At 39.8% G+C, this 19,197-nt stretch carries 12 protein-coding genes; all 12 read right to left on the bottom strand.

From position 1 onward, the window contains the following. Positions 1-90: 90 nt before the first annotated feature. On the bottom strand, positions 91-2,544 hold the full coding sequence (locus DDT91_RS11750) for a leucine-rich repeat domain-containing protein (protein WP_187176380.1): 2,454 nt from the start codon (positions 2,542-2,544) through the stop codon (positions 91-93). After that, entirely contained in the window at positions 2,531-3,370 is an 840-nt protein-coding gene (locus DDT91_RS11745; RefSeq protein WP_187176379.1) for a hypothetical protein, read from the bottom strand. The genes DDT91_RS11750 and DDT91_RS11745 overlap by 14 nt, the downstream gene beginning before the upstream one ends. Beyond that, a complete protein-coding gene (locus tag DDT91_RS11740) occupies positions 3,367-3,942 on the bottom strand; it encodes a hypothetical protein (protein ID WP_187176378.1) in 576 nt (191 codons plus the stop codon). Before DDT91_RS11740 ends, DDT91_RS11745 begins: the two co-directional genes overlap by 4 nt. A gap of 24 nt (positions 3,943-3,966) precedes the next feature. Beyond that, positions 3,967-4,437 carry a nucleoid-structuring protein H-NS gene (locus DDT91_RS11735; RefSeq protein ID WP_187176377.1) on the bottom strand — a complete coding sequence of 157 codons (471 nt, stop codon included), beginning with the start codon at positions 4,435-4,437 and terminating at the stop codon, positions 3,967-3,969. A 605-nt stretch (positions 4,438-5,042) separates the two neighbouring features. Then, positions 5,043-6,002, bottom strand: a complete 960-nt coding sequence (locus DDT91_RS11730) for a glycosyltransferase family 4 protein (protein WP_187176376.1) — start codon at positions 6,000-6,002, stop codon at positions 5,043-5,045. A gap of 95 nt (positions 6,003-6,097) precedes the next feature. Beyond that, positions 6,098-7,030 (bottom strand): glycosyltransferase family 2 protein, encoded by a 933-nt coding sequence (locus tag DDT91_RS11725; protein WP_187176375.1) that lies wholly within the window; start codon positions 7,028-7,030, stop codon positions 6,098-6,100. Continuing rightward, a complete protein-coding gene (locus DDT91_RS11720) occupies positions 7,023-8,234 on the bottom strand; it encodes a glycosyltransferase family 39 protein (protein WP_187176374.1) in 1,212 nt (403 codons plus the stop codon). Before DDT91_RS11720 ends, DDT91_RS11725 begins: the two co-directional genes overlap by 8 nt. A gap of 102 nt (positions 8,235-8,336) precedes the next feature. Further along, positions 8,337-10,025 (bottom strand): asparagine synthase (glutamine-hydrolyzing), encoded by a 1,689-nt coding sequence (asnB, locus tag DDT91_RS11715; protein ID WP_187176373.1) that lies wholly within the window; start codon positions 10,023-10,025, stop codon positions 8,337-8,339. Then, positions 10,013-10,720, bottom strand: coding sequence for a cytidylyltransferase domain-containing protein (locus tag DDT91_RS11710; protein WP_187176372.1), 708 nt, complete (start codon positions 10,718-10,720; stop codon positions 10,013-10,015). The genes asnB and DDT91_RS11710 overlap by 13 nt, the downstream gene beginning before the upstream one ends. After that, complete coding sequence (gene neuC / locus DDT91_RS11705; protein ID WP_187176371.1) at positions 10,721-11,875, bottom strand: UDP-N-acetylglucosamine 2-epimerase; 1,155 nt, start codon at positions 11,873-11,875, stop codon at positions 10,721-10,723. Beyond that, positions 11,872-12,873 carry an N-acetylneuraminate synthase family protein gene (locus DDT91_RS11700; RefSeq protein ID WP_187176370.1) on the bottom strand — a complete coding sequence of 334 codons (1,002 nt, stop codon included), beginning with the start codon at positions 12,871-12,873 and terminating at the stop codon, positions 11,872-11,874. Before DDT91_RS11700 ends, neuC begins: the two co-directional genes overlap by 4 nt. A 1-nt stretch (position 12,874) precedes the next feature. After that, entirely contained in the window at positions 12,875-18,823 is a 5,949-nt protein-coding gene (locus DDT91_RS11695) for a PKD domain-containing protein (protein WP_187176369.1), read from the bottom strand. Positions 18,824-19,197: the final 374 nt, after the last annotated feature.

Below are 19,197 nucleotides of genomic sequence, written 5' to 3'. Positions count from 1 at the left end.
ATTTTTCTCATCACTTTTCTACCCTTTTGACTATAAAAAAGAAAGGAAGGCCAACACCTTCCTTTCCTCTTTTTAAAGGGTCAGCCCCCATCAATAAAATCTCACTTCGCAGTCGGGATGAGAGGCCTTGAAAGAATCTACTGCCCTACTCGTCAATCGGGTATTGAAGCAGGTAAGTTTTTTGAGGTAAATAAGGCCTTCGATAGGCTTTAGGGAACGCAGGTTGGTACTTGCCACATCCAACTCTTCCAAATCTTTGAGGGATTCCAAACCTTTCAATGCTTTCAGGTTGGTCCCAGAAAGATTCAATTTTTTCAGATTTCTGAGGTTACCGATTGGAAGCAAATCCTCAATCCCTGTATTGGACAGGTCCAGTTCGACCAATTCTGTTAAGCCTGATACGGACAGAAAATCGACCGATGGAATCTGGGACAATCTCAGGTGTGTCAACTTGGTCAGATTGCTGACCGGTGCGATGGAAGATACCGGGGCATCAAATACGGACAGCTTGCGGAGGTTGATAAAGGTGGTCAATGGACTTAGATCGCTCACTCCTACCCTCTCGAATGAAAGTTCAGCTCTACCGGTAAGCTGGTGCAGCTGATCCGTAGAAGGGGATTCAGGCAGGTTAAATTGTCTTCTGAAAATTTCTGTCCAAGAAGGATCCAAAGAGCTCCACCATTCACCAAGTTGAGCAGTACGGAAAATAATCGTCACTTCAGGCCTTTGGATAAGAAATTCAGGCACTTCTTCCACCGGAATTTCGGAGGAATTCACATTGAGGTAGGTCAATTTGGGGAGTGTGACGAGGTCCTTGATACTTTGGATGGGGCTACCTTCCAAATCCACCCTTTCGAGGAGATCGTTTTCTTTCAAGATGGAAAGATCTTTCACTCCTGAATTTTTCCCTTGGATCTGCTTGATGGTTTTTACTTCACTAAGAGGTAGCAGGTCTGCCACCAGAGGATTACCGGAAAAGCTGAGCGAGGCGAGATTGACAAATCTTACCACCGGGTTGAGTGACTCTACTCCAGCATCATCAAGGTTGAGAGAATTCACCGTCACGGTTTGTGTCAGGACCTCTATGCCAGGATTATCGTTCCTGATGGCGGGGTTGGCTTTTTTCAAGGCTTCTTTCCATGCCAAAGGCAAGCCTTGCCACCAAGATTCCAAATCTTTGACATGATGGATCAGGAGAATTTCAGGATGTCTTCTCACGAAATTATTTGCATCCGATGGGGTCAGTTTGGTTTGATCTGCAGAAATCTTCTTCAGTAGGGTCAAGTTTTCCAAAGGTCCCAAGTCTGAGACCTGAGTGCCCGTGATATCCAAGAGTTCCAACTGGCTCATTCCGGCAATAGGAGTCAAATCCTGAAAATTGGTTCCGGAGAGGTCCAGGCTTTTCAAGGCAGTAAGTCCGGATAGTACAGAGAAATTAAGGATGTAATTTTGACTGAGGTCGAGTTTCTCCAGTTTAGCCAGGTCCTTAATATTTTCCATGTTATTGAATCCGCTTTCGGTCAGATCCAACTCGACCAGGTTTTTGAATTCATTGAGGACTGCAAAACTTTCGATAGGAGTCTTTTCCGCTTTGACTGCAATCAGGCTTTTCAGGTTGAGCAGCTCGCTGATATTCTCAATTCGGGTATTGGAAATATCCAGGTATTTCAACCTGTCCGAGTATTTGATAAACTGGATGTTGGAGGTAGGCGTATTGGCAATGCTGAGACTTTCCAGGAGGGTCACGTTGGAAATAGGTCCAAGATCTGTGATCGTGGTATTGCTGATATCCACATATTTAAGATCCCGCAATTCCGAGAGGGGTGAGAGTGTGGTAATCTTTCTATTTCCGGAGATATTGAGGGAATCCACGCTGACAAATCGATACCATTGATCGAGCCCTACCGAGTCGGTTTCCGCCAATTGAAAACGGGTTTTGAAATAGGATTTCCAGCCGTAATCGAGGGAATTCCACCACGCTTTGAGTTCCTCATCTCTGCTGACTTTGGTGGTGTATATGCTGACTATTTTGAGCTCTTGGGATTTATCATTCAGGTTGACCTCGATGAATCGGGGTTTGGTGTTGGAGATTTTTTCCCCATTGATCCCCACTGCGGTGATGGTCCTATCCAAGGAGGCAAGGAAAAACACCTCTCCATTATCCTTTTGGCTGGGTTTTACTTCCCGGATTTTAAATTTGAACTCGACGGTTTTGTAGAAAAACTCGATGTCTTTCAGGTAGGCGGTAACATCTTTGTTGGTGACCACTTTTCGATCAAGCAAAAGGTCATCTTCCACCTGAACTTTAGCATCCCGGAATATCTTCAGGTAGCTTTCTCGGATGATCACATCTTTGTCTCTGGCGGGAGTTTCCTTACTACCCACGGTATTGAGCAGGTATTCCAAAAACCTCACCTGATCCTCTACTTTGGAGGACAGGTCATTGATTTGGTCTTTGGAATAACCTTTTATCGTCTGTGCCTGAGAAGCAATGGAGAGAAAAAAAAACAGGCACAAAAGCGTAATTCGCTTAGTTCTGATCATAGATATACTTAAGAAGGGTCTCTTTGTCACCCGGCCCTAATCGGACAAGGTTTGAAATCAACCAACCGGTGTTAAAGCCGGGTCTGTTAAATTGGTTTACTTCGAAATACCAACCCCCGATTTGAAAGAAGTGAAACTTGACGCCACTTACCGTTTCAAAGCGGAGGTTGTTTTGCTTCATTTCATACAAGAAGATTGCCAAATAATCCGGCTTGTAGGTACTCGCAGTAAATGATTCGGGGGCATTGGAATCCTGAAAGGCTCTTCTGAGGTTCATAAATCCGAGTTCATGGCTAAGCGGATGGAGGAAATCCTTGCTTGATCCAACGGGTTTATTGAACAGGTTTTTGAACGGTTCGAAAATAACCTGATCAATAACCCACTCGTAGCCTAAGCCTTCCGGCTGAATTTTCATGATAAAGGTTACTCTTTCCCTTTTTCCTTTGTAGAAAAACTCAGTATCCACTTCTGCGTACCATCCCGGCCTATGAAACACCAGGTATTGGGGATACATGGGTGAGAGTACGTTTTGGATAAACTGGTTTTTGAGATCCGGGGAAATCGAGGAGGTTTGATTGTCAAAAAGTATGGTAAGGAACCCTTTTCTCAGGTTGGTATTTTGGAAAAGGGAATCGCCTGGATAAAAACGGGTATTTCCATCGACAGATTCTTCGCCGTTGAATCTTCTAAAGAATTGATTGAGTTGTTTGGTGGAAGCGGCGAATCTTCCATCATCTTTGATTGTCCCGGGGCTGCCAATGCCTTGCCCCGAGACAACAGAGATGATTGCGATAAAAAACGCAAAAATCAATAAGCTTTTTCTCATGCGGAGGTTTCAGTCACTCTTACGTCACCGAGCATCACGTCCCAGAATTCGATGGTACGTCCAGCGATTTGAGTCTGCTTTTTCTCTACGTAGATGGTGATGTCCTTTTTGGTGGTGTCCTTATAGTTCATCCCAGTTTCGATAGAAGTACCTTCAAATCTCTGGTAAATGGTGATGACCCCTACATATCGACCGTCAGGTTGTCTTTCGAGGTCGGAGATGTACTGAATGTCATACCAAGTGATATTTACCCGGTCATAGTTGAGAGCCATCAATCGCTCGAAGTATCTTCTCACTTTGTAGTAAGCGATTTCTTGGGTGTTGATGGAAGATACTCCCATTTCAGCACCTGGAGCGAATAGCTCTTCAGCTCTATCCATAACGCGGTTAGCTTCGGAGAATTGTGTCTCTTTGCTACCGATGATGGCGATGTATTTGGAAAGGTCTTTTACTTTTTCCAAAGCAAGAGAGTCGATGGCCTGCTTACGAGCAGGGCTGATGTTGTCCTGAGCCATTACCGCCAAGGAAGCGGAAAGGAAAAGCCCCAAGAAAAGAATTACTTTATTTTTCATTTTATTCAGTTTTTCAGGTTTGGATTATTTTCTTCTAAGCTCCAATTCAGAAACCTTACCGCTGGCATCCATTCGGATGTCGGAGATATAGTTCATGTTTTTCTTCGTGTCTTTGAGGTATTCCAAGTACTTTTTGATGGTAGTAGGTTCATCATAATCCTTAATTCCATTTTCCTCATGAATCACGATTAAAACCGGAGTCTCTTGATTAGAGAACATGGCCAAAGCTTCTTGAATTGTCTGGTTGGCTGAATTTACGCTTCCTGCATTCGTCACAGAATTGAAATAATTTTCAAGACGTTCTGCTGCGATTTCCTCAGCTGAACGTGCTGGAGGAGGTGGAGGAGCCTGTTGAACAACTTCTTCTTTTGGTGCTGGCGCGGGCGCTGGAGCAGCGGCCTTTTTCTTACTTTTACAAGCACCCATGGCCATCATGGCGATCAGCGCCACGAACATGGTTTTTCTCAATGAAAGAGAGAACAAGGATTGCTTCATCTTTTGATAGATTTGGTTTAAAATTAAATTACTAGTTGAATACCTGATCCTTGGGCGATAAGGTGGTGCAAAGTAAATAAAAACAACGCATACCTCGATAGGCTAGTGTCCTGTTCCATAGAGATATTTTCGAGTAGTTCTAAAAAATTTTTTATTATTAGCATAGAGAAGCTTTATTTTTTTCTGAGATGAATCCTACAAAAAAGATTTTTTTAAGCGGAAATGACAAAATCCAAGTGTGGCATTTTTAAGAACCTTAAGCAGAACCTATTCAATTAATGAATTGATGTTTAATGGCTTAAACACAAATTTACAGTTAATTCGTCTTCGGCCTAGAAACTTAAAAATGGACAATCGTTTCCAAATTAAATTTTACATTTAAGTATTAAAAAATTATATTTTTCTTAGTCCTTAATTCTTAAAACATTAAAAAAATACCCGATATAGGGTATTTTTTCGGGTGTTTTTTTCTGTCAAATTTGAATTGTGTTAAGTTTTAAATCAGGCAATAGCCAAACTAAAAAGCCCTCCGGACTCTGGAGGGCTTTTTTTGTCCGTGACTGGCAAATTATCACAGAATGTTAGAGCACTTGGCCTTGCTCATATCAAATGAGTTTAAACCTTTTTTGAATTGGAATTTTTATCGAAAGGTAAATCAGGGCAGTCAGAGAAAGAATTGCCCAAGCCCAAAGATCTGATGGATAGGACTGTGGATAAATGAACAGGAAAAAATTCAGACCAAACTGGAGCAAGGCAAAAACCAAAGCAATCAATACATGATCTTGCTTTAGTTGATTCACCAAAAGCTGGTATAAGTGCGAGCGATGGGGTTGAGTGACATTTTCTCCCCTGATTAATCGTTGACCAAGTGTAAGAAAAGAGTCTGCACCATAAACCAACAGAAAAAGAATAATGGTCCAATTTCCGACTTCCAGATACCATTTTGCCAAAAAATAGATAACCAGGTAAGCTAAAGAGATACTACCGATATCACCGGCAAACATAAGCGCCTTTTTTCTCAGGTTGAAGATCAGGAAAACGAAAAGAGAAAGGATGATGTATTGGATCAAACTTGAATCAAAAAGCGGCAGATAGACATTGACAGCGAGAAGGGACCCGAAAAAAGCCAGAAAATAGAGACCTGTGATCCCGTTAATACCGTCCATGAAATTAATGGCATTGATAATGCCCAAGGCAATAAAGTAAAGGATGGGAAGTGCCCATACGGATTTTTGCTGGAATAATCCCAGGTCATAGAATGCCAGGCTGAGCGCAAGAAACTGGATTCCAAAACGAAGTTTACGAGATAAGGTAAACATGTCATCCAGCATACTGACGGTGGCGATCAGAATCAGACCAAGCACCATCCAGGTATTGGTAAATCCATTTATCATCCACCAAAATAGAACGGCAATGGGAAAAATGATCCCTCCTCCCCTAACGGTTACTTCCGAGTGGGAAGAGCGGTGGTTTGGGCGGTCGACAATGCCGTATTTTTTGGCGAATTGAAAATAGAGATAGCCAAATAGAGACAAGCAAAGAAATAATACTACACTATTCAGCATCTGAAGAAAGAGAAGTCAAGCATGGTTGAAGGAAAAATCCTAGAATTCATTACGATTTAGAGACTGCATCTGATTAAGAGGTCTTTAAAAGAAAGTTATCTCTTTTTGGGAAAATTTTTGGTATCGAAATCAAGCCAAGACAAAAATAGATTAAATGATACAAGAATGGAAAGGGCAAAAATAATGACCGTACCCGGAGGTGTAGTAATACCTAAAGCCAAATTCTTCTGATAATGATGTATACCAAAGATTAATCCGAAGAGGAAGAAAGTTAAAGATCCAGACAAATAAATAGATCCGATATTTAAATCAAATAAAAAATACTTGTAAGAGATTCTTTTCATTAAAATCTTAAAAAGCTTTGGAACAAATTCAAAAGGAATCAATAAAACATTCATGTTGCTTTTTTCATTCTTATAAATTGGGGGCATCTTGATGGATTTAATTCTAGCGTCACTCAAAAATAATTCACCAAGCAAACTAGTCTCAAAAAAATAGGAGTCATGAAGATTATCCAGATTTAACTTTTTTAATGTTTTCCTGTTTATCCCGAAGAATCCATTGGTTGGATCTTGCACATCCCAATATCCGGTACAAAATTTTGTAATAAATGAAAGACCAAGATTTCCGAATCTTCTGACCAATGGCATTCTTTTGATTATTTCAAAATCATAAAGTCTGTTTCCTTTAACAAAGTCGAAACCAGACAGGGATTTTTTCATACGAGGAATATACGAGAGATCCATTTGGTCGTCTGAATCGACTTTAAAGAAAAATTTGATCTCTTCATATTCCAATGCTTTTTTAAATCCAGATTTCATGGCCCCACCCACCCCTCTATTTTTATCATGTTCAATTATAAAAATAGAGAAGGAATATTTGCCAAAATTTATATCTGGCAGAGGAACAGGACTGCAATCGTTTACTATAAAAACATAATCTATTTCAGATGGGACTTTATCAAGGACATCCAAAATCAAATTACCTGATTTATAATAAGGAATAATTACACATGATTTATCATTCATTTTTCAATAACTTAATTTCGGAGAATGCTAATACAGGTATCAGGTAGAAAACAGGAATTAAATACCTAAATAAAGGGACCACAACAGAACCAATTAAAATTGAGTAGACTAGAAGGCATAAAAAAAACACCTTTAAATGAATCCCAAGATTGTTTGATTTTAACTTAAAGATCCAAAATAAAAACATCAATATAATTGGAATATTTATTAGAAGGATAAAAAATTCAAACCTCTTATTGATCGTATCTGTACCAAAAAACACCCTAAGGATTTTAAGAGCTTGAAACTTTATTAATCCAAGAGGGTTCTGCTCAAGTTGAGAGAGATAGTATTCGAATACTTGCTTTGTTGAGGTATAACTTGAATAATTTTCCCAAAACTCATCCATTACATATCTAATCTCCTCGTCATTTGTCAAGGTATTCCTATATTCCTTATTATCGTAAGCTATTCCGTCTTTTAGAGACTGAATATTTCCAGATGAAGAGATCACTATCGTGTTGGAATTTTGAAAGCAGTACAAAGACCAAGGCAATAAAACTAAAAAACCTAAAGAAAAAGGTAAAATTAAAGTTTTCAGATTTTTTCTACAGGTAAAAATTAAGTAGAGGATAAGAAAAGCGGAGAAATATAAATAATTTGGCCTTACTAAAAGAGAAACTGAAAAAGAAACAAGAGACCAGGAAAGAAATCCTCCTTTATTTGTAAGGAAAAACTTAATCAAGTAAAATATAAAAAGTAAGAAGAACACCATAAACATGTGTTCCGACAAGGGCTTGAAGGAATAATAAATAATCACTGGACTCAGTAGATACAGAAGGGATGGAACCATCCAAAATCTTCTTTCCAATAAGAGGCTAGATATTTTGTACAACAGGAATGAATTCAAAGAGATAAATAATAAATTAATTATTTTCCCAAGAAAAACTATATTTAAATTAAAAAACAAGCTAAGTTTCAATAGCAAACCATAAGTAATTGGCATCAAAGGGGGAACACGACTGGAAAAAACTCCATTTACAAAAAACCAATCATCTGTCATGGCAATGGAGTTGATTTGCTTCTCATAATCGGTATTCAACCACTCTGTTTTATCAAAAAATATAAAATGAATTGCTCCATAGCACAAAAAGCATACTAAAAAAATTGTTTTTTCATATTTCGTCAACATTTCAAACAATACTTTTTTATTATTTATCTTCATAGTAAATAAAATTTCACATTTAATAATTGAAGTAAGAATATTTTAAAAAATACATTCCACACCTTTAAGAAAAAACATTTCAGATAAGCCTGGTTATCCTTATTATTTAGATGAATTTACCCATTGCCAAACAAAGAAACTGTTGTCCATATTGCCCCTTTTGTAATGAGTCCATTCTTCAATTAATTTCCTAGAATCAAACCATGCACAGGAGGAAAGCATGTGAATCCTTTCTTCAATAAATCCAGACAGCGGCCCAGCTATCCATTCTCTCTGAGGTGTTTGTAATGCTCTTTTAGGTGCCAATGCGATATCACCCAGAGATTGTTTTGCTATTTGCCGAAGTAGCCACTTTGCTTGGTTATTCTTTAATTTCATTTCCTCTTTTTGAGCAAATGCCATTTCAACCAGTCGATAATCAAGAAAAGGTTCTCTTAGTTCTGTAGAATGCATCATACTGATGCGATCATTAAACCTGAGTGCTCGAGGAATTTTGGTAAAGAACAAATCCCTAAACTGCTTATTTTGTAGCGAATTATCAAAAGGACTTGGGAATTCTAAATTTCTAGCCTTTTGAGCAAAATCTGGTATTAGGACCTCAGGTCTGGTGGGAGCGCTTTTTAATCCCTGTACTACTGCCTGAGAATTTGTTTGATAATAATCGTATCCAGCCCAAGCTTCATCCATTCCTTGACCGTCCAACAAAACAATTATTCCCTTCTGCCTGGCAGCTTCAAATAATTTAGAATACGCTAAAGTTGGAAATCCTCCAAATGGTTCATCTTGGTAATAGGAAACTCTTTCCAACAAGGAGGGTATTTCCTCTACTTGAAAAAGAATGGGGTTTAATGGACTATTTGTTTTAGAAATCAATTCTCGAACCCATGGAAGTTCATCATAGCGTTCGTCACCAGTATAAAATGTAAACGCCTCTATATTCTGGGTTTGATTTTTTCTTGTCTCAGCGATCAATGCCAGTAGAATAGAAGAATCGAGTCCACCACTGACATTAAATCCAACCGGTACATCTGCTCTGAATCTTAACTGAATAGCATCTGTCAAAATTTCCAAATAATCAGATTGCAGTTTGCTTTCATCTTCATAAATAATTTGATTTTGTATTCGAGAAACAAAATCATAGTACTTTTTGATTTTTGGCTTTAGGTCCCCGGTACAAAAACTCAATGTATGCCCACCGGGCAACTGAGATACTTCTTTATAAAAAGTTTCGTCAGGATATCCATAACTCCCATGAACCAAGTAATCAGCCCAAACCTCTTCGTGGGGTGAGTCGCATATTCCCACTGCCAAAAGAGATTTAATTTCACTTGCAAAAAAAAGTTGGCCTTGGACCACTGAATAATAAAATGGTTTGACACCAAATCGATCTCTTGCTGCGAAAATTTTTTGTTCTTCTAGATCCCAAATTGCGAAAGAAAACATCCCATTTAAAAATGGAAGCATTTTTTCTTGATGCTTGATATACAAGGCTAGTAAGACCTCAGAATCGGAGGAGGTTTTAAAGGGATAGTCTAATGATTCTTTTAATTCCAGGTAATTGTAAATTTCCCCATTAAAGATCAATACATATCTCCCACAACTGCTGATCATGGGTTGATTGGCTGCATCCGAAAGATCCAGGATAGATAGCCGATTATGCCCCAACATCACACCGTTACCAGACCAAATTCCCTGAGCATCAGGGCCTCGATGCCTCTGTTTTTCCAGCATCTTTTTGATCAAAAAACTATTTTCAGGGTTGAATCCTACAATTCCTGCTATTCCGCACATGAAAATAATTTTTGATAGGTAAGCTCAGCTTTATTCCAATCCTCCATGGTATCTAAATTTGCATGATATGCTTTGTTAGAAATCATGCCGACAGTTTTCCCTCCAACCAACACTTTTTTTTCCTTAATAAGGGCAACCTTGGAGATATACACAGATCCATCCCTATGGTAAGCATGGGGTAGTTCTTGTCTTCTTGGAATAAGGGTGGATTCTCCTGTGGCGATTGACAAAAAGCCTTCAGAATTCATTTCAAAAGCCCAATGAGGATTGTATTCGTGAGGTATTTCCAAAACTGAGACAAGACAATCTGCTTGGGTGTCCCTAAATTTTTGCACACAATCATCAATAAATCCTTTCGGCTTAAAAGGACTTGTAGGCTGAAGCAAACAAACCGCATCAAAATAGTGGCCTTCCTGCTCAAAAAAATCAATTGCATGAAGAACAACATCCATAGATGGGGTTTTGTCTTGGGCTAAATGCTCAGGACGCAGAAAGGGAACCTCGGCTCCATACTTCAAAGATACTTGAGCTATTTCTTCACTGTCTGTAGTGACTACCACTTTTTCCAAATAGTTCGAGGCTAATCCGTCTTGAATTACATAGGCAATCAGAGGCTGATGACCAAGGACTTTAATGTTTTTGCCCGGAATTCCTTTTGAACCTCCTCTGGCTGTTACCAAACCCAGGATTTTCATTTAAAATGTAATCGTCTTGTGAAAAACCAACGGAACCTCTGCCAAATGATTTGCGATTTTCAATCCTGCATCCCCTCCACCATATACCCCGGAAGATTGAGGTCTTGGTGAGGATTTAATATTCAAAATACCGGAAAGGATCTCTGTTCGGTCGTATCCCACATCAATCACGTTGCTCCCCCTCTCCCGCTTGTTTTGTCTGGTTCCAATGTTAATCACGGGCACACCCAAGAAAGCACATTCCCTAATCCCGACTGAAGAATTACCAATTAATCCTTTACTATTTACAAGAAGTTTCAAGAAATCGGTAGGATCCATATTCTTGAAAAAATGGAACTTTTCTAATTTAAAATTTTCTCTGAACGCCCTGATTCCTGTACTAGTGCCATCAGCACCGGCGTCTACATTAGGCCAAAACCAAAGTACAGGTTCATTTATGGAATACATTGCGTGAAGTGTCTCTTCAATATGTATTCTAGATTGGTTAACCTCCGTGGTCACAGGGTGTTGCATCACCACCCAATACCCGGAGGATAGGTCAGGGTTACCGCCTACACCTCCATATTTTTGGATCGGATCAAAGTCGAGTTGAGGTTGATCGAGCACTTGCTTTGCCAAATCAATACTAGGACATCCCGTATTAAAAACAAATTCGGGCAATTCTCCCAATTGAAGAACTCGTTGAAAAGCTCCATTGGAAGCTACAAAGTGATAATCTGCTAGTTTGGTTATTGAGTGTCTTACCTTTTCATCGATATTCCCGGTCACCTCACCTCCTTGGATATGAGCAAGCGGAATGTTCATATACGAAGCAGAGATGGCTGTTGCCATTGTCTCAAACCGATCTGCCACGGTTACAACAATATCGGGGTTGAGATTATCAAAGACTGTAGAAAGTTCTAGAATCCCGATACCGGTTGTTTTTGCAGCTGCTGTTAAATTTTCTCCTTCCAGGACATTAAAGACTTTAGCGGCAATTTGGAACCCATCATTTTCAATAGTTTTGGTAGCGTTGCCATATCGATCCAAAAGTGCTGAAGCTGCTACTACTAACTGAAGCTCAAGGTTGGGATTATTTTTAATGGCTTCCAGAGCAGTTTTTATCCTTGAATAGGAAGGTCGTGCAGTGATTACTACACAGATTTTTCTTTTCATTGTACGCTTTGTAAATAATCAGGCTTCAGAAAATCCCATTTTTGCACATCACAGGTTAATGCTTTTCCGATAACGCTTTGATAGTTGGAAGCAGGAATTCCTTGGTCACCTGGCTTCTTGGATTCCAAATCTTCAAATCGAAGCAAGGTGCCTTTTTTCAAAGATTTGTTAACGGCAAGTGACTTTCCGAAAATCCGTTTCAGTTCAGAATATTTGCTTACTTCAGATTTCTCGATCGGGTTGGCGAGAGCTCTTTTGATTTCTTTGATACCCTGAACCAATACTTTGGTTTGGTCAATCGTGATGCTTGCTACGGTATCAGGACCAAATTGCCTTTTGTCAAATACCACGTGAAATTCAAAAATTTCGGCACCCAGAGAGGCAGCCGCCAGACAAGCAAAGATATTTCCACTATGATCAGAAAACCCAACTGGAATTTGAAATTTCTCTTTTAGTATTCCAATCACATTAAGCCCCCATTGATCGGGCGATGTAGGGTAAGCAGTCGTACATTGCAAAAGAGACACTTGCACTGGATAATGTTTAAGAAAATCCAGGGTTTTTTCAAGCTCTTCAAAATCACTCATACCCGAACTCAGGATTATAGGCTTCCCAGTTTTGGCAATTCTCTCAAGCATCAGAAGATTACTGATTTCTCCGGAACCAATTTTGATGGCATCAACCCCTACTTGCTCGAGAAGATCAACTGCAGCGTTGCTGAAGGGAGATGAGATAAATTTCAGACCAACCTCTGTACAATGATCGCGGATCCCCTGCCATTGTTCAGGTGTAAACTCCATCCTTTTCCAATAATCAAATCGGGTTGCATCCTGCTTTGAAAATTTAACTCGAAAGGGCTCTAATTCAGAACTTTCGGCTTCCGCTATATGGGTTTGAAACTTCACAGCGTCCACACCTGTGTCTGCCAAGGCGTCAATAAAAGCATGGGCATTGCCTAAACTTCCATCGTGGGCTTGGGCGATTTCAGCTATAATCATATTAGCGAATTAAAACAAAAACTCCTGTTTTTTCGACAACCTCACCTGACCTGGAGGTAAATTTTCCTCGGTAAACGTAATTCCCATTGGGAGCATCTTTCCCATTTAATGTTCCGTCCCAGCCTTTTGTCTCCATGCTGTTTGTTTGGAAAATCAATTCTCCCCAAGTGGAAAAAATGTAAAATTCCATACTTGCAATACCCAAATACTCAGGCTTGAAGTATTGGTTTTTATTTCCGCTTGGAGTAAATGCGTTGGGAATAATTATTTTAAAATCGTCCCGTACTGTAATAACTTTTTGTATTTCAGCTATACACCCAATTGAATCAATGGTATTTAAGGTTACTGTGTAGGTACCTTTTTTCTCATAAATATGGGTGGGGTTTTGTTGGTTGCTACCATTTCCATCTCCAAAATCCCAATTCCAGAGAATTACGTTTCCTGATGAGCTGTCTGAAAAAATTACTTTTTCGAATATTTGTGCTTCTGAATTTGCTATGAAATTTCCTCCTCCCCAATCAGCCTCATAGACAAAATCAGGGATTAGTTCCTCATCCGCAATTAACACCTGTATTCTTTGATTTGGCGTCCAGCAATTTGATCCTTTGACAGAGCTTTGGACTTGGTAACTTCCGGATTGATTCACTGAATCTATGTCTTCCAAACGCATCGTAACTCCTGAAGGACTTACGATATTGTAATCAAATCTCGAAGGATCAAATCCTTCAATAAATTGAGTCAGATCTACGGTTCCTTTGGGATCACAAACGATGGAGGGATTGGAAACTCTTAAGTTTGGAATATCGTAAACCAATACCTCTACCGGAAGCAAAGGAGGTTCACAGACTCCTGCACCTGAAACCTTCACATAATACACATACGGATTTACTCTTCCTTGAAGCCCGCTAATATTTAAGGTTCCATCATTCCCAATTTGATAGGATACTCCATTACTGGATCCCGTTTGGATTTGTCCGGTTCCGTCAGAATTTAAGTACCAAGTGAAAATGGGATTAATACCAGATTGAGTAGTAGAAGGAGTAAGGCTTGCCGTCTCCCCTTCACAGATTACTTCATTATTTGCTGAGATTGGGGTTGGAAGATCATCTATTTCGATAGAACCTGGAAGCGTAAGTACGCAACCTCCGGCATCGGTGATGGTAATCGTGTAATCCCCTGAAGGCAAGTTGCTAAGAGTAAATGTACCCTCGGTAATTACATTAGTTGAAAAATCAGCTCCATTTCTTTTGGTTAGAACAGAATAGGTGGAGTTATACCCTCCGCCAACCTCAAAGGAGATCACCCCATCTGTTGCATTACAACTTGCGTTTTGCTTTGTAGGATTACCTACTGTGAAAGGTGAAGATGGCCCTTTTACTTCCAAATTTGGAAGAGTAACCAAACAGCCGGCACCACTCTTTACATATCCAGTATAGAGTCCGGGCACCACATCAAAAATGTTGGAGGATTGGAAATTGACTCCATCCAGAGAGAAGGTAAAAGCTCCATCTCCTGCCGAACCAACCAATGTAATCCTACCTTTTTCACCAAAGCATACTTCATTTTTGATTTGGGCAGTTAAGATTGGTTTTCGATTTATGACTGCCCTGGCGGATGCGACAAAGCCAGGGCAAGAATTCCCTCCTGAAATTCTTACATAATAGGTTACAGGAGAGTCACTTGGTTTAAGACCAGATACAGTTAATGTCCCATCACTGGCTATATTGAAACTGTGTCCATTTGAATCAGGAGTGGGAGACGAGACTATCGGAACGGTTAGGGCACTGTTTTTAAACCATTGAAAAGAAGCCCCGGTGGCTACAGGTAACGCGATAGGCTTGAAAACCGCATCCTCTCCTTCACATATTTCTACATTGTTTACCTGTATGGTGGTTGGACCATAGGCCATTGTGATGGAATTGGAAGAAATCTGGCAACCTTCGGTATCGGTAATTTGAAGTGAATAGGTACCTGGACTCAGATTGGAGAATTCAATATTTGGACCGGGGAAGCTTTTGGTTTGACTTGGTACCCCTGCCTTGACCAAAGTTATTGAATAAGGGCTCCATCCTCCTGTTACTTGTGTTCTTATAATTCCTATATCAGAACCACAGCTGGGATCAACCTTTTGCAGAGGATCAACTTTAAGCGCTGCTAAAGGCTGCTTCACTTCTACAGAAAAATTAGTGACACAGAAACCCTCATTGGTTACCGAAATCAAGTAAGTTTTTGCTGTGAAATTCAATGCCTCCAACTGACTTTCAGTGATTGGCGTCCCTCCATCTACTGAGAATCTGAATTTTGGATCTGATCCACCATTTACAAAAATCTTTCCATCGTTTCCACCAAAACAACTTACCGGCTCGGTCTCAAAAACAGGATTGGGAACCACTCTTACCAACGCATCCGCTTTCACAACCGCATCGGTACAAATCACATGTAAATAATATGAATACGGCAAATTATTTCCCTTCAGGCCTTGAATGGTAAGATTGCCCGTAAGAGGATCGATAGAATACGAAATAGAGGCATCAACAGGATCAGGTCCATTAGAAATTACAAGAGTTTTCCCTGCATCTTTATACCAAACCAAATCGGTTGGAGCTGATCCGGAAACTGTATTGACCGGCTTTAGAACAATTTGGTCCCCTGCACAAATTTCTACGGGAGCAATAACTAAAACCGGGTCTGGCATTTCTTCAACTCGGAAATCGAAGGTTTTGGTACATCCTTTTTGATCAGTAACCATCAAAAAATAGGTATCAGCAAAAAGGTCTTCTGCACCAGACAAGTCTCCAGTTACAATCGGACCTGTTGGGGATCCTCTTCTCCATTCAACACTATATCCGCCCCAGCCTCCTGAAATGACCAGATTTTCAATTCTACCATTGTCTAGATCACAAGAACTTCGAATGAAAGTAGGTGTATTCACAGAAATAGCCGTGGGAGGTCCATTCACGATTGCTGTGGTCTGGAAAACGCAGCCATTATCACCTTTACTTCGTATATCCACGGTATAAGTTCCTGGGCCTAAGCCATTAAACACATTGGAGGATACAAAGGGCCCATTATTCAAGCTATATTCGAAATTCCCATCTGCTCCGGAAGCATTTACAGTCAAGGTTCCGTCTTTTGCTCCAAAGCAGATTTCATCTGTAATGTCGACAGTGGCGCTAATGGGTTCGATTACTTTGATATTTGCTACAAATGGTGGGTTTGGACAATATCCTGGTCCAGTAGCCACTAAATAGAACTGGTAATCTCCTGTTTTCAAGCCCCCTACTGTTAATTCTTGAGTGGAAGAATTGATCGAAAATACATGCCCATTGGCATCGGGATTGGAACTGGAGACAATTTCTTGGGTAGCTGCCGCATCTTTATACCATTTTAGGTCTGCAGAGCCCGCCGTGGTAACCACAGGTATTAATTTTGCCACATCTCCCATACAGATTTCATCCACCATTGGAGAAACAGAAATTGAAATTCCATCACTATTGATCAGTGTTTGGGATAGAATTTTCGTACAGGAAATTGCATCCTTTAAACGTATTTCATAAGTACCGGGGCTAAGATTTTGGTATACTTTAGGTGAGGCAGCTGAACTGGAAGTTTCGATTAAAGAACCACCCTTAAAAAATTCTAAGGTATAAGGAGGAGTACCGCCTGAAAAATTCAATTCCAAAAGCCCATTTGACTCACCGCAAGCAGGTTGAATTACCTTTTTTAATTCAAAATTAATTTCTGGGGCCGCCTTTACCTCTGAAGTAATGACGCCAATACAGTTTGTTCCTGCACTTACCTGGATTGTATAAGTTCCGGGAAATAGACCTGAAAATGTATTGGAACTTTGGGATGGTCCCCCATTTAGACTATACACAAAGCTTCCAAAACCTCCACTTGCACTAACTGAGATACTTCCTTTTCCCTCTCTACATAAATCATCTACGGTGGTACTGGCGAGAGTTAGAGGAGGTAAAACTTTTACTTGGACTTTTTTAAGCTGACCAACTGGGGTGTTACATAAATTTTGGGTAGGGTCTGCCGCTGCTTCAACAAAAAATTCATAAGGAGTAGCTCTTTCAGCAAGCCCTGAAATTGTCAAAATTCCGGGCGATACAATTTCATATTTTACATTTCCTTCGGTAAGGTTATGGGTAATTTTTTGAGTTTTATTGTTGTCTTTCCACCAAACAAATGATGGATTGCTCGCATCTGTAGGATCCTTTAGCTCAGGAGTAAAAGTCACCGGAGTTCCTTCACATATTTCCTGGTCATCTAGGACAACCTCTACGGGAGTTCCCAGTTCTTGGTCAATAGTTACATCAATAGATTCGTAGCAACCGCCTGAACCTGAAGGATTCCAAACTTGGAGGGTATAAGTACCCAAGTTTAGACCATCAAGGCCAAATACTGCAGTTTGAGTACCGGAATTATACGTCATGGTAGCACCAGTCTTTCCTATCGATACTCCATTATAAAACCATTCATAATCAAAACCCGAGACCAAGCTGGAAACAGATAGTCCCGAGAGCTTTCCATCATTTTGACCGTTGCAAGTTGGAGGTTCTTTGTTGACTGCAGGATTGATTACAGGATAAGGATTAGCTGTAACGGTTATGATTCCAGGCTCTGAGGTTAGACCATAGTTATCTGTAACGTTGTAAAAAACACTTGCCTGTCCTACAAATCCCGGGGCTGGAACAAATTTCACATTAACGACATCCCTTAATTGATTAAAATTCCCCGTGTTGAGATCTTGCAGTTCTGAATAAAAGGTGCCTGCGAAATTACCATTAGAATCGTAAGCCTTTAGCTCATAATTATCTGGATTACATTTGTTTCTACACAAAGTATCATCTAAACCACAGGCGCGATAATTTGTTGGGGGAAGAGAATTATCTGGTGATCCAGGGGAATTACTGAATAGTTGCAGACAAGTTACAAAAGCATCAGAGGTGGCCAATTGAACTTTAAATTCCATTTCCAAATCACTATCTCCAACACAAATGACTCCGCTTTGATTGTTAACCCTAGGCTCACTAATATTTGCAGTATCCGAAACGTTTACTGTCACATTTCTAATTTCGTGATGGTTTTTTTGAGCTCCCGTAGCACCTGCAAAACCAATTTTAAGTCTAGGAGGAGCTGGAAATGGATAATCGACGGATGGAAATTTAACCTCCCGCTGTCCATTAGCGGAAGTATTGACCAACATGGTAATTTTCACCTTGTAACCAATAGGAGCCGGATCCAATTCAATATAGACTTTCCTATACCCTGGCTGATTGCAATCAGTCACTCTAGAAGGAACATCTGATGTAATAGTGAAGTGATCATTGGAAGGGAAGGGCGGATTATATGTAACCCAAGGACGCGCAAAAGGAACTGTTACCTCCCTATTCAAAAGATCATAGTTTTGGGATTGTGGGGCTCTTATCGAAACACTATTACCTACTTGACCAGCCCAATTTGCAATTGGTTCGCCTACAGTACCATTTCCAAAATTACCCTTTTCGTCAAAACCAATTCCTATGTAACCACCCGAAATTCCTGGTTGAAGGACTGTACCATCTAAGGCAATTAAAGGAGCATACCCTAAAGAACCACCTAAATATCCTAAATCAAAAGGAACATCAGCATCAAACATAAAAAAACTTATTCCGTCAGCCCCATCTCCTCCGTAAGTAAAGTATTCAAAAGAAGTTTTAATCCCAAAAAGAGATGAAAACGGAATATCCACAATTACGTATCCACTATGCCAATATTCATTGGGTGTTAAAGATAAGGATTGGCCATTTGGTTGTGCAGCCCAACCGTTGGGATCAAAAAAACCAGAGATATTATTTCTAATTTCTCCACCAAATACAGTGTTTTTAAAGGGACCAAAACCTGTGAACGGTTCACAATAAGGAAAGCCTTCTCGGGGAATTTCAACAATCTGGGAATACAAGGGAGCCAAGGTTAACAAAAAAACCAATGGCAAGAGCAACGAACGCCCTTTTTGGACGGTAGGATTAAAGCTCTTCAAAAGGTTTATTATTACCCTTAATTCTTCTACCAAACAGCTAATTATCAATGTTTTGAATGCCCCCATGTCGAGTTCTCAGTGTTTCCATCTGGATCCTGAACAACTAAATGCAAGTTACCAACTTTTGTCGAGTACCTAATCCATTTTGGATGGATATCAAAAAGTATGCGGTTTTTACTAAAAAAAGAAAAAATTTGACCGGAGGATTTACCTAAGATTATATTTTAAAATTACTATTTTTTTAAAAATTGTTTAAAACTGAATTTCTATAATTGAGTTTTAAATCTTTCTCTAGA

The organism is Algoriphagus sp. AK58, assembly GCF_014324365.1.
Classification (GTDB): Bacteria; Bacteroidota; Bacteroidia; order Cytophagales; family Cyclobacteriaceae; genus Algoriphagus.
This window is presented reverse-complemented; position numbering and strand designations above follow the sequence as displayed.

Bases quoted from the DNA above. Each gene is read 5' to 3' on its own strand.
- DDT91_RS11750 (WP_187176380.1), bottom strand. From the start codon at position 2,544: ATGATCAGAACTAAGCGAATTACGCTTTTGTGCCTGTTTTTTTTTCTC.
- DDT91_RS11745 (WP_187176379.1), bottom strand. From the start codon at position 3,370: ATGAGAAAAAGCTTATTGATTTTTGCGTTTTTTATCGCAATCATCTCT.
- DDT91_RS11740 (WP_187176378.1), bottom strand. From the start codon at position 3,942: ATGAAAAATAAAGTAATTCTTTTCTTGGGGCTTTTCCTTTCCGCTTCC.
- DDT91_RS11735 (WP_187176377.1), bottom strand. From the start codon at position 4,437: ATGAAGCAATCCTTGTTCTCTCTTTCATTGAGAAAAACCATGTTCGTG.
- DDT91_RS11730 (WP_187176376.1), bottom strand. From the start codon at position 6,002: ATGCTGAATAGTGTAGTATTATTTCTTTGCTTGTCTCTATTTGGCTAT.
- DDT91_RS11725 (WP_187176375.1), bottom strand. From the start codon at position 7,030: ATGAATGATAAATCATGTGTAATTATTCCTTATTATAAATCAGGTAAT.
- DDT91_RS11720 (WP_187176374.1), bottom strand. From the start codon at position 8,234: ATGAAGATAAATAATAAAAAAGTATTGTTTGAAATGTTGACGAAATAT.
- asnB (WP_187176373.1), bottom strand. From the start codon at position 10,025: ATGTGCGGAATAGCAGGAATTGTAGGATTCAACCCTGAAAATAGTTTT.
- DDT91_RS11710 (WP_187176372.1), bottom strand. From the start codon at position 10,720: ATGAAAATCCTGGGTTTGGTAACAGCCAGAGGAGGTTCAAAAGGAATT.
- neuC (WP_187176371.1), bottom strand. From the start codon at position 11,875: ATGAAAAGAAAAATCTGTGTAGTAATCACTGCACGACCTTCCTATTCA.
- DDT91_RS11700 (WP_187176370.1), bottom strand. From the start codon at position 12,873: ATGATTATAGCTGAAATCGCCCAAGCCCACGATGGAAGTTTAGGCAAT.